Origin of the sequence: Kribbella sp., assembly GCF_035687465.1 — a bacterium.
Lineage (GTDB): Bacteria > Actinomycetota > Actinomycetes > Propionibacteriales > Kribbellaceae > Kribbella.
Genome location: NZ_DASRXP010000683.1, coordinates 1 through 11059, shown reverse-complemented (window position 1 = coordinate 11059; position 11059 = coordinate 1). Strand labels below are relative to the sequence as shown.

Below are 11059 nucleotides of genomic sequence, written 5' to 3'. Positions count from 1 at the left end.
TCCAGCTGGCTCCGAGGACGGGCAGCCCGATCAGTGCCGCCACCAGCAAGGTCCGGCCCAGCGAGCGCCGCGTGGTCCGGCGGGCGATCCGCAGTGGGGGTCCCCAGCTGCCCATCAGCGGGTTTCCTGCAGCAGCACATCGGCCTCCGGGAGCGGACCGGACTGGCCTACCAGCACACCATCGCGCAGGTAGACGACTCGGTCGGCCCAGGCGGCGTGCCGGGCGTCGTGGGTGACCAGGACTCCACCGATCCCGTGCTGGTCGCAGCGGTCCCGCAGGAGCTGGAGGACTGCTTCCCCGGTGTCGGAGTCGAGCGCGCCGGTGGGCTCGTCGGCGAGGAGCAGGCGGCGTTCGCCCACGATCGCCCGGGCGATCGCCACTCGCTGACGCTGACCACCTGACATCTCATCCGGAAACCGGCCGGCCAACTCGGGGATGGCCACCTCCACCAGTGCGGCCTCGGCGTACTTGCGGGCGCTGCGAGCGCGCAGGCCGTCGAGTTCGAGCGGGAGCGAAACGTTCTCGGCAGCGGTCAATGCGGGGATCAGGTTGAAGTCCTGGAAGACGTAGCCGATCCGGCGGCGTCGCAGCGCGGCCACGGCATTGCGGCTGAGGGTGGTGAGGTCGTTGCCGTCGACCAGCACCTCGCCGCTGGTCGGCCGGTCGAGGCCGCCCGCACAGGTCAGCAGGGTGGACTTGCCGGAGCCCGATGGACCCATCACTGCGACCAGTTCGCCGGCCGCGACGGCCAGGTCGACGCCGCGAAGTGCGTGCACGGCCTGCTCGCCACTGCCATGCACCCGGGTCAGTTTGCGGATGTCCAGAATCATCTTTGTGCCCCCGCTTCGGTTTGGTTCGGCGCTTGTCCCTGCCCCGCGTCGCTCTGCTTGCCGCCCTGCTGCAAGCTGTCGTGCTGTTTGCTCTGGGCTGCGCGGTGCCGGGAGAGCATCGCCTCGCAGTGGTCCAGCCAGCGGATCTCCGCCTCGGCGGCGAAGATCATCGACTCGATCACCAGCAACCAGGAGATGTCGCCGTCCCTGCTGTTGCGCTTGAGCCGGGTCAGCTCCTGCAATGCCTGCATGGTCGAGACCCGCTGCCGCTGCACCACCGACGTCACATTCACTCCCGGTACTGCGAGCGCGAGGGCGAGCTTGATCGCCAGTTCGTCCCGCGGTCGCGACTCCCGGGTCACCGGGGTCTCGAACCAGCTGGTCAGCTCGGTCCGGCCGGCGTCGGTGATCTCGTACATCGATCGCCCGTCGCCGTTGCCCTCACCGCTGGCGGACCGCACCAGGCCGTCGCGCTCCAGCCGGGTCAGGGTCGTGTAGACCTGCCCGATGTTCAGTGGCCAGGTGGCGCCGGTAGCTGCCTCGAACTCCCCGCGCAGCTGGTACCCGTACTTGGCGTCCACGCGGAGCAGCGCCAGCAAACCGTGCTTGATCGACATAGATACTGAGTATGCATACCCAGTATGTGCCGGTCAACAGCAGGGATCACGGAGTACCCGCCACGAGCCGGCGGACCAGGCGGGCGGTGATGGCGTCGACGTCGTACCGGCGGCCGATGCCGGGCGTGAGTTGGTCGAGCACCAGCCCGTCGATGGCGAAATGCAGGAGGCGGACCTCTTCCGCGCCGCCGGGCAGGCCGGCCTGGACGTGGAAGGAGACGTCCGCGTCGAAGCCCTGCTGGAGCGTGCGGGACAGGATTTCGTGGAGTCCTGGCCGGCGGGCAGCCTCGAGTCGCAGTTCCAGCAGGGCGAGGGAGAGCTCCGGGCGGCCGAGTAGTCGTTCGACGATGTAGCGGACGTAGTCGACGAGAAGGTCGACCGTCGGCTGCCGCTGGGCGAGGGGTTCCAGTACGGCCTCGTCGGGAGCCAAGCGCTCGAAGATCCGCTCGCCGAGTGCGCCGAGGAGGGCATCGCGAGTGCGGAAGTAGTTCGATGCGGTGCCGGCGGGCAGACCTGCCGCGGCGTCGACCGCTCGATGGGTGAGGCCGCGCGCGCCGGAATCAGCCAACACTGCGAGGCCGGCGTCGGCGAGTTGGATGCGGCGTTCGGGGTTCCTCGGCATGTTGACAAGGCTAGCAGGTATCCACTACACATGTCGTTGTTAACAACAACAGCTGTAGTAGTCAGGAGAGCCTATGCACCCCGCCGCCTTCGGTGCGACCGTCGTGACCTCGCGTCCCGCGGAAGTCGCCGCTTTCTATGAACAGCACTTCGATTTGCAGATCACCGTCGACCTGGGCTGGTTCATCTGCCTGCGCCGGGGTTCGGCGGACTGGGAGCTCGCCATCTGTTTGCGTGGGCACGAGTCCGTGCCGGCTGCGGTGTCGGCGACTGGCGACAGTACGAACAGCTTCGGCTTCATCGTCGAGGATGCAGACAAGGTCGCCCATGCGCTGACCGAGGCGGGCATCGGACTCGAGACGGAGGTGGTGACGGAACCGTGGGGGCAGCGTCACTTCTACGCCCGGGACCCGGAAGGCACCTGGATCGACGTCATCCAGCTGGTCGCTCCCGACCCGGCGTGGATCGCAGCCAACACTCCGTCGTGATCGGCCGTGGCTGCCTCTGGCTATCGGGCTTCCGGGAGGCTGTCAGCGGGACGCGACGACGAGCATCTGGCCGGCCAGCGGCTTGATCGGGGAGCGCAGGTACCACGGGACCAGGAAGGTCAGACTGCCTGTCTTGGACTTGAGCGTCAGCGGCAGGAACCTCGCCCGTACCTCGTCGATCCTCCAGCCCTCAGCGACCAGGTAGTCCTGCAGGGACTCGTCGGTGAAGATCGAGACGTGGGTGAAGTCGTCGAAGTACCGGCCGGGGTTGAGCCGGAAGTTGGGCTGCATCAGGATCAGCCGGCCGTCGGCGCGCAGGACCCGCTTCGCCTCCGCGAGCAGTCGGTTGGACGCCTCCCGCTCCAGGTGCTCCAGCAGGTTGGAGGCGAACACGATGTCGAAGCTTCCGGGCTCGAACCTGCCCAGGTCGGTGCAGTCGCCGATCACTGGTTCGACGTGCTCGGCGGCCGCGCGGCCGAGCCTGCTGTCCAGGTCCATCGCGACGACCCGCTTGGCCACCACGTTGTTGGAGAAGTCGCACCAGCCCGCGCCGAGTTCGAGGACCTCGGCGTTCGCGGGGATCCACCTCTGCAGGTAGGTGCAGACGTGCCGCCAGATCTTGGCACGGTTCGGGTGGTTCGCCAGCCGCGTCTCGAAGTATGCCGACCCGTAGCTGCCGTGCGGCTCGCCGTTCTCCGGCGTCTTCGAGCGGATCCCCCGATCGGCCGACTCGTCACGCCTGTTCTGGTCGGTCACGACCGCCCCCTGCTGGGGGTATTGGCTACCTCGCCGGCCCCCTTTCCAGCCCCCAGCCGGTAGCGGCGACGAGCCGCTACCGCGAGTCCAGATCTGGCTCTGACGCTACGCCCGGGCATCCAGCGCGTCGAGACTCTGAACGCGCCAGCCGACACCCCCACCCGGCCGGGTGGGGGTGTGCCAGCGGGGATGAGAGACAGCCCCCGGGAGTCTGGGGCTGCTCAGCTAGCAGGTCAGGTGGTAAGGAGGACTTTGCCGATCTGGGTGGACTGTTCGAGGGTCTCGTGAGCCTTGGCGACTGCTTCCAGCGGGAAGGTGCGGTAGACGATCGGGCGGACCTTCTTCGCGGCGAACAGCGGCCAGACGTGCCCGACCACCTCGGCGAGGATCCGGCCCTTGTCCTCCACCGACCGGGCCCGCAGGCCGGCACCGGTGATCGAACCGCGACGGCTCATCAACCGGCCGAGGTCGACCTCACCCTTGGTGCCGCCCTGCATGCCGATGACGACCAGCCGGCCGTCGAAGGCGAGCGACTTCACGTTGTCCTGCAGGTACTTCGCGCCCATGATGTCGAGGATCACGTCGGCGCCGGCCTGATTGGTCGCCTCCTTGACCACGGAGGCCCACTCGGCTTCCTTGTAGTTGATCGCGACATCGGCGCCGAGCCGGGTGCAGAAGTCCATCTTGTCCGTACTGCCGACTGTGCAGAGCGCTCGCGCACCGTGCGCGACGGCGAGCTGGATCGCCATCGTGCCGATGCCGGAGGCGCCGCCGTGGACGAGGATGGTCTCGCCGTCCTTCAGGTGTGCGCCCATGAAGATGTTCGACCAGACGGTCGCGACCGCCTCGGGAAGAGCCGCCGCGCTGATCAGGTCGACGCCCTCCGGTACCGGCATCACCTGTGGGGCTGGGACAAGCACCTTTTCGGCGTACCCACCACCGGCGAGCAGCGCGCAGCACTCGTCGCCGACGGACCAGCCCTCGACCTCAGCGCCGACAGCGGAGATCGTGCCGGAAACCTCGAGGCCGATGACGCCGGGCGCACCTGGCGGCGGCGGATAGAACCCCTGCCGTTGCAGCAGATCGGCCCGGTTCACCCCGGCCGCGACCACGTCGATGACAACCTCATCGGGCCCCGGCGTCGGATCCTCGAGCTCCCCGATCCGCAGGACGTCGACGCCACCCGCACCCTCACAAACGACAGCTCGCATACCCGCCACGCTACTGCCTCCCCACCGCCCCCACCTCAGCGGACGATGGTTGCCATGTCGTTGGCGATGCTGTCGAGCGGGTCGAAGGTGCCGGTCTGCTTGAACCAGTCCCACAGCTCGAGTGAGTGGTACAGCCGGTAGAGGGTGGTCCGCACGCGCCAACCGACAGGGAGCTCGCCGTAGCCCTCGACCAGGCCGGCGAGCTTGTCCGCGTTTCCCCAGATCGAGTAGCACTCGGTCTTCGCCAGATCCATCAGCGGATCAGCGGCGATCGCGTTCTCCACATCGATGAACCCGTGCACCTGCCAACTCTCAGGATCCACCAGCACATTGCCCTCATGGAAATCGTTGTGACAAAGGACGGGCTTCTCATTCTCGAGGAACAACCCCGCGTGCGACTCGACGTACCGGCTGATCTCCGCCCGCAGTACCGGATCGCCGCCGAGCTGGTCGAACTCCGCGAGCTTCTTGGTGAACTGGCGCCGCATGTACTCGTCGTTCGTCGGCAGCGGATCGAGCACCTGATCAGTGAGATACCCGTACGCCGGCTGCGGTATCCGGTGGATCCTCGCGAGCAAACCCCCGAGTTGCTCGTAGATGGAACGCCAGTCAGGCGGTTCGGTCTCGGACAGCGGAACACCGTCGAGCTTCGTCAGGACGGTGAACGCGTTGGTCTCGCTCGCTGGCTCCGCGTGGATGACCCGCGGGATCGAACCGTCGAGCTCGGTCGCCATCAGTCGGTACACATGGACTTCCTTGGCCTGCTTCCAGGCCCACTCCGGTTCGTACACCTTGACGATCACCGGCTCCGCGGCGTCCCGGCGTACCTCGAAGACGCTACTCAGCTGACCACCCGACCGCGGCACGATCTCTGTGATCGCACTACCCGGACAGGCCATCTCGACCATCGCACCCACTCGTTCGATCACCCGGCTCACCGTAGGGCCGCCCGATCCAGCGCGCGACCGGTTTAATCTGGCCGGATGCGGCACCATGGTGTTGTGAAGATCGCCGTGGTCCAGACCGCCAGCACCCACGACAAGGCCGCGAACCGTGACGCCGTGACGCGCCTGGTCGCCGAGGCCGCGCGGGACCAGCCTGACCTCGTCGTGCTGCCCGAAGCGATGATGGCCGACTTCGCCAGCGAGGGTGGTTCGGTCGGTGACCTGGCCGAACCCCTGGACGGCGAGTTCGTCAGCACTCTGCGCAAGAGCGCGCTCGAGCACGGTACGGCGATCGTCGCGGGCATGTTCGAGCGGAGCTGCGACGAGGCCCGCCCGTACAACACGCTGCTCGCGGTCGGCGCCGACGGCGAACTGCTCGGCGCCTACCGCAAGATCCACCTGTACGACGCGTTCGGCTACCGGGAGTCCGACCAGTTGACGGCAGGCGATGTCGCTCCGGTCGTGGTGAAGGTCGCCGGGCAGAAGTTCGGGTTGATGACGTGTTACGACCTGCGATTCCCCGAGCTGTCGCGGGCGCTGGTGGATGCCGGGGCCGGCGTACTCGTAGTACCGGCTGCTTGGGTTCGTGGCCCTCTCAAGGAGCACCACTGGACGACGCTGCTCACCGCCCGCGCGATCGAGAACACCTGCTATGTCGCGGCTGCCGCCCAGAACGGCAAGAAGTACTGCGGCCTCAGCCAGGTCATCGATCCCCAGGGCATCCCGGTGGTCTCTGTCGGGGAGGCGGACGGGCTCGCGACCGCCGACATCTCCGCGGACCGCCTCGCCGACGTCCGCAAACGCAACCCCTCCCTGCAGAACCGCCGCTATACCGTCACTCCCCGGTAGCCGCCCGTTGTGGACAAAGGGCAGTCGGAATTGGCCGCGGCGGGTTAGCCTCCTGGGGTGACGGAGTGGGTGGACGGGTTCGACCTTGAACACCACGGCGATCTGGAGGTCGGTGACGGGCTGGTCGATCTGGCGGTCAACGTTCGTGCTGGTACGCCGCCGGCCTGGCTGGTCGAGGAGATCGCCGGCAGCCTGACGGACCTGGCGTCGTACCCGCGTCAGGAGCCCGCGCTGGCCGCGGTCGCCGCGCGGCACGGCTGCAGCCCGGGGCAGGTGCTGTTGACGGCTGGCGCGGCGGAGGCGTTCGTACTGATCGCCCGCGCGTTCAGACCGAGGCATCCCGTTGTCGTTCATCCACAATTCACCGAGCCGGAGTCGGCGCTGCGTTCAGCCGGGCATCTGGTCGACCGCGTGATCCTGACGCCGGAGGACGGCTTCGTACTACGGCCGCGCGTCGTACCGGATGACGCCGACCTGGTGGTGATCGGCAACCCGACCAACCCCACGTCCGTCCTGCAGCGGGCCGACGACCTCCGTGAACTCGCGCGGCCCGGCCGGATCCTGGTCGTCGACGAAGCCTTCATGGACGCCGTACCGGGTGAGCCGGAATCGCTGGTCGGAGCCTCGATCCCCGGGCTCGTCGTGATCCGCAGCCTGACGAAGACGTGGGGCCTCGCCGGGCTGAGAGTCGGGTACGTCGTGGCCGCGCCCGGGCTGATCGAACAACTGGCCGCGGTCCAACCCCACTGGCCGGTGTCCACTCCTGCCCTCGCAGCAGCAATTGCCTGCAGCAACGAGCAAGCCGTGGAGGATTCAGCCCGAGCAGCGCAAGAAATCGATCACCAACGAGCCCACCTTCTGAACGGGCTCCTCGGCACGGATGGAGCCGACGACGGGGGGCGGGTTTCGTCGTACGGGGTGGCGCGGGGGCCTTTTGTGTTGGTTCGGGTGGAGGGGGCGGCGGCGGTTCGGGAGGCCTTGCGGGAGCGGGGGTTCGCTGTTCGGCGGGGTGACACGTTCCCTGGTCTCGGGCCTGACTGGCTGCGGATCGCGGTGCGCCCGGAGGCGATCACCGACGGCTTTCTGAAGGTCTGGCGGGACGTGCTCGGGTGATTTAGTGTCCCGTTCACGAGACGTTGGTGATCGCTGTCCAACCGAGTGCCCGCTGTAACCCGGGCGCAGGTTTAAGACCGATCTACTTTGCGCACAAGGGAAGCACCGAAGCACTCTTCGAAGGGAGCAGCATCATGGGTTTGGACGACGACGACATGACGACCTCGTCCGGTGACGGCGAGGGCCTGGCCGACGGTGGCGCGACACCTGGTGCGCACGACGGAGGTGCCGATGGCGGAGCCGATGGTGGCGCGGGCGAGGGCCCCGCGGACGGCGGCACGTCGGACGGTGGCGCTGATGGCGGTGCTGACGGCGGTGCCGGTTCGGAGGGTCCCGCGGATGGTGGCGCTTCGCCGGGTGTAAGTGACGGCGGTGCTGATGGTGGCGCGGGCGAGGGTCCGGCCGACGGCGGGGCAACACCCGGTGCGACCGATGGTGGTGCCGATGGTGGCGCGGAGGGCCCCGCGGACGGCGGCACGTCGGACGGTGGCGCTGACGGCGGTGCTGACGGCGGCGCTGGTTCCGAAGGTCCTGCCGATGGTGGTGCTTCGCCTGGTGTGAGTGACGGCGGTGCTGATGGTGGAGCCGACAGCGGTGCTGGTTCGGAAGGGCCCGCTGATGGCGGCGCCGACCCGGGCGCGACCGATGGTGGAGCGGACGGCGGCGCCGGCGGGAACTCCGGGAGTTGGTGAGTCCAGTGCCGGAGGCCGGGCCGCACCCGGAAGGGCGCCCGGCACTCCGGCGCTGTGTAGCGGGTGAACCGGAAGAGTTCGCGAGCAACTACTGGGGCTCACGAGCCCTGCTGTCTGCCGCCGCCGACCTACCCGGACCGTTCACGGATCTGTTCAGCCTCGAGGCCGCGGACGAACTACTGTCCCGCCGAGGCCTCCGGACGCCCTTCCTGCGTATCGCCAAGAACGGCGCTGTCGTCGGCGACGGACAGTTCACCGGGCCTGCCGGGGTGGGCGCCGAGATCGGCGACCAGGTGCGTGATGACAAGGTCGCCGCGCTGTTCGCCAGCGGTAACACGGTGGTACTGCAAGCGCTGCACCGTACTTGGCCGCCGCTGGTCGACTTCGCTACGCAATTGTCAGCAGATGCTGGTCACCCGGTGCAGATCAATGCGTACATCACGCCTGCGGAGTCACAGGGTTTCTCCGCGCACTACGACGTACACGACGTCTTCGTCCTGCAGGTAGCAGGCGAGAAGCACTGGACTGTGCATGAACCGGTCCATGTCGACCCACTGCGCAGCCAGCCGTGGACCGACCACGCGCCGGCCGTTGCCGCGGCCGCCCGTGACAGAGCACCGGTGGTGGATGCCGTACTGCGTCCTGGTGATGCGCTGTATGTACCGCGCGGCTTCCTGCATTCCGCGAAGACGCTTGGCGGGGTCAGTGCGCACCTGACGGTCGGGCTGCACACGATGACGCGGTACCTGCTCGTGCAGGAGTTGGCGGCCCTCGCAGCTGGTCAGGCGGAACTGCGGACTGCTCTCCCGCTCGGACTCGATCCTGGTGATCCGACGCAGCTAGCCGCAGAGCTGGAGAAGGTTGCTGCGTTGTTTGCCGAGGTTGTTCAAACTGCTTCGGCTGAAGACCTTGCAGCCCGCCTGCGTCGGCGTACGTGGTCCGGCAACCGACCGGCTCCACTACCCCCGCTCGCCCATGCCGCCGCGATCGCCGGCCTCGCAGTCGGTACTGCGGTACGTCTCCGCGCGGGTCTCCGCTATCGCCTGGTGCCCGGTGATCCAGTGTTGTTGCAACTACCGGATCGAACAGTCTCCTTGCCAAAGGCAACTGCTGATGCAGTGACGCGACTGTGTGAGGGCGGCGAGGTCAAAGTCGGCGAGCTTCCCGGCCTGGACGACGCCGACCAACTCGTCCTGGTCCGCCGTCTGATGACCGAAGCGGTGCTGGTCGCGAGCACCCCGTGACTCGCTATTGGTTGGCTGCAGCGCATCTGCCTGGTCGGGTGGGGCTGGACCGCCGAGCAGCGACGGCGCGGGGGCTGAGCTGACGGGAAACCAGGGGGCGGACACTGGTGTGGTGGCGGGATACAGGCCTGAGACAGGATGCGCGGCTTCGGCGGAGCGGCGAGGAGATCTTCTGCTGGCATCGGCGCCGCCGGCCGAGCGCTGGCTGCTGATCGAATGCCGTGACCCCTGGCCCCGCACCGCCCTGACCGCCCTCCGCCGGCAACCGCCGACGGCCAAGAGCGCCGACCGGCCGCCAATCCCAGGGGACCGTCAGTCGGCGAATGAGGTCCCGGGAGATCCGGGCAGTCTGGCTGCGGAGGTGTCGCGGCTCTGTGTCGCCGGGCGCTACCGTCCGGTGCTGATCCGACGCCACGGGCGCATCGACAAGACGGCGCCACGTCAGTGGGCCCTGGTCGACAGCCGCCCCGGCTTCGAATCGGTCCGTTGGGGCGAGCTGCCCACCGACGAGCACCTCCTCGACGTCCTTGCCGGCAAAGACCAAGGGACGCCGAGCACCGAACCGATCTACCTCGTCTGCACCCACGGGCGTCACGACGCCTGCTGTGCCGTCCGCGGTCGCCCAGCCGCCGCTGCGCTGTCCGCTGCATTCCCCGACCGCACTTGGGAATGCAGTCACGTCGGCGGAGACCGCTTCGCCGCGAACCTCGTCTTCCTGCCGCACAGCCTCTTCTACGGACACGTCCCTGCAGACGAGGCGGTCGAACTCGCCCACGCCTACGACAAAGGCTTGCTCGTCCCAGAATTCCTCCGCGGATCAGGCGCCTTGAACCCACCCGTCCAAGCGGCTCAACACTTCGCCCGTGCGGCCACTGTGTCCCTGGAGGGCGACAACGCTGCAACCGCACTCGCCGTCGACGCCCTCAGGCCGATCTCTGTCCGCGAACTGGCCCCCAACAGGTGGCAGGTCGCGCTCGATCACCACGGTCGCCAGATCACCGTCGAGGTCGCTGCCCAGATGATCACCGTCGACGGAGCAATGACCTGCGCCGCCGTCCCACCCGGCCGCGCCCGCCAGTTCACCCTCGTCAACTCGGTGGACCTCGCAGAGCCAGGCACCACAAGTCCGAGCGGGTCAGTTGTCGGGGAGTAGGCGGTCGTCCCGGTGGGCGCCGTAGTACTCGGACTGGCGCGCCATGATTTCGCGCATGGAGGTACCGCGAGGGACGCCGTACACCGTGCCGGGGAAGTCGAGATCGCGCTGGAGCTCCCAGAGTTCTTCGTGCCGATCGGGCGAGAAGAACTCGGCCGGATCACCGACGGCGATCCAGCCGATCGGCAGGACGGCGCCGGGTTCCAGTCGGGAGTTGACTTGGAGCACGCTGTTGATCCGTAGCTCGGCACCCGCGCCGGCGACCGAACCGGGGAACAACGCGGCGCCCGTGGCGATGAACACTTCATCCTCGATCGTGGCGCCGTTCACGTGGGCCTGCGGACCGATCAGGACCGCAGTACCGATCAGTGCGGGATGGTCCGCCCGGCCGCGTACCAGGGCGTTCTCCATCACCACACTGTTCTCTCCGAGGCGGACCTCGCCGTTCTCCGCGGTCAGCACTGCGCCGTGCAGCACCCTGCTGCCTTCCCCCAGCACGACGGCTCCACAGAGCACGGCTGACGGCGCCACATACGCGGA

13 protein-coding genes are annotated in these 11059 nt (G+C 68.1%); 6 read left to right on the top strand and 7 right to left on the bottom strand.

What is annotated here, in order from left to right; translation table 11 throughout:
- Nucleotides 1–114: 114 nt before the first annotated feature.
- From VFG33_RS36530 to VFG33_RS36520, 3 genes are read right to left on the bottom strand one after another with little or no spacing between them, the layout of a single operon-like run.
- Nucleotides 115–831 carry an ABC transporter ATP-binding protein gene (locus VFG33_RS36530; protein WP_325057606.1) on the bottom strand — a complete coding sequence of 239 codons (717 nt, stop codon included), beginning with the start codon at nucleotides 829–831 and terminating at the stop codon, nucleotides 115–117.
- Nucleotides 828–1448: a PadR family transcriptional regulator gene (locus VFG33_RS36525; protein ID WP_325057605.1), complete on the bottom strand. Its 621-nt coding sequence runs from the start codon at nucleotides 1446–1448 to the stop codon at nucleotides 828–830. The genes VFG33_RS36530 and VFG33_RS36525 overlap by 4 nt, the downstream gene beginning before the upstream one ends.
- A 46-nt stretch (nucleotides 1449–1494) precedes the next feature.
- Nucleotides 1495–2070, bottom strand: coding sequence for a TetR/AcrR family transcriptional regulator (locus VFG33_RS36520; protein ID WP_325057604.1), 576 nt, complete (start codon nucleotides 2068–2070; stop codon nucleotides 1495–1497).
- Nucleotides 2071–2143: 73 nt separating this feature from the next.
- Between VFG33_RS36520 and VFG33_RS36515 the strand changes: the two genes are divergently transcribed.
- Nucleotides 2144–2557: a VOC family protein gene (locus VFG33_RS36515; RefSeq protein WP_325057603.1), complete on the top strand. Its 414-nt coding sequence runs from the start codon at nucleotides 2144–2146 to the stop codon at nucleotides 2555–2557.
- A gap of 42 nt (nucleotides 2558–2599) precedes the next feature.
- Here VFG33_RS36515 and VFG33_RS36510 read toward each other — a convergent pair whose 3' ends face one another.
- From VFG33_RS36510 to VFG33_RS36500, 3 genes are all read right to left on the bottom strand, one after another.
- Entirely contained in the window at nucleotides 2600–3313 is a 714-nt protein-coding gene (locus VFG33_RS36510) for a class I SAM-dependent methyltransferase (RefSeq protein ID WP_325057602.1), read from the bottom strand.
- Nucleotides 3314–3546: 233 nt separating this feature from the next.
- Nucleotides 3547–4524 (bottom strand): NAD(P)H-quinone oxidoreductase, encoded by a 978-nt coding sequence (locus VFG33_RS36505; protein WP_325057601.1) that lies wholly within the window; start codon nucleotides 4522–4524, stop codon nucleotides 3547–3549.
- A gap of 35 nt (nucleotides 4525–4559) precedes the next feature.
- A complete protein-coding gene (locus VFG33_RS36500; protein ID WP_325057600.1) occupies nucleotides 4560–5453 on the bottom strand; it encodes a phosphotransferase family protein in 894 nt (297 codons plus the stop codon).
- 72 nt (nucleotides 5454–5525) lie between these two features.
- Between VFG33_RS36500 and VFG33_RS36495 the strand changes: the two genes are divergently transcribed.
- The 5 genes from VFG33_RS36495 (at nucleotide 5526) to VFG33_RS36475 (ending at nucleotide 10519) form a co-directional block, all read left to right on the top strand.
- Nucleotides 5526–6317 carry a carbon-nitrogen hydrolase family protein gene (locus tag VFG33_RS36495; RefSeq protein ID WP_325057599.1) on the top strand — a complete coding sequence of 264 codons (792 nt, stop codon included), beginning with the start codon at nucleotides 5526–5528 and terminating at the stop codon, nucleotides 6315–6317.
- Between the two features lie 57 nt (nucleotides 6318–6374).
- A complete protein-coding gene (gene cobC / locus VFG33_RS36490; protein WP_325057598.1) occupies nucleotides 6375–7430 on the top strand; it encodes an Rv2231c family histidinol phosphate aminotransferase CobC in 1056 nt (351 codons plus the stop codon).
- A 134-nt stretch (nucleotides 7431–7564) separates the two neighbouring features.
- Nucleotides 7565–8122: a BatC protein gene (locus tag VFG33_RS36485; RefSeq protein WP_325057597.1), complete on the top strand. Its 558-nt coding sequence runs from the start codon at nucleotides 7565–7567 to the stop codon at nucleotides 8120–8122.
- The gene (locus tag VFG33_RS36480) at nucleotides 8119–9366 is read left to right on the top strand and encodes a cupin domain-containing protein (RefSeq protein ID WP_325057596.1); all 1248 of its coding nucleotides are present in this window, start codon (nucleotides 8119–8121) and stop codon (nucleotides 9364–9366) included. Before VFG33_RS36485 ends, VFG33_RS36480 begins: the two co-directional genes overlap by 4 nt.
- A 112-nt stretch (nucleotides 9367–9478) precedes the next feature.
- Nucleotides 9479–10519, top strand: a complete 1041-nt coding sequence (locus VFG33_RS36475; RefSeq protein WP_325057595.1) for a ferredoxin family protein — start codon at nucleotides 9479–9481, stop codon at nucleotides 10517–10519.
- Here VFG33_RS36475 and VFG33_RS36470 read toward each other — a convergent pair.
- Nucleotides 10502–11059, bottom strand: a 558-nt coding sequence (locus VFG33_RS36470; RefSeq protein ID WP_325057594.1) for a gamma carbonic anhydrase family protein, incomplete at its 5' end; no start/stop codon positions are given. The genes VFG33_RS36475 and VFG33_RS36470 overlap by 18 nt on opposite strands.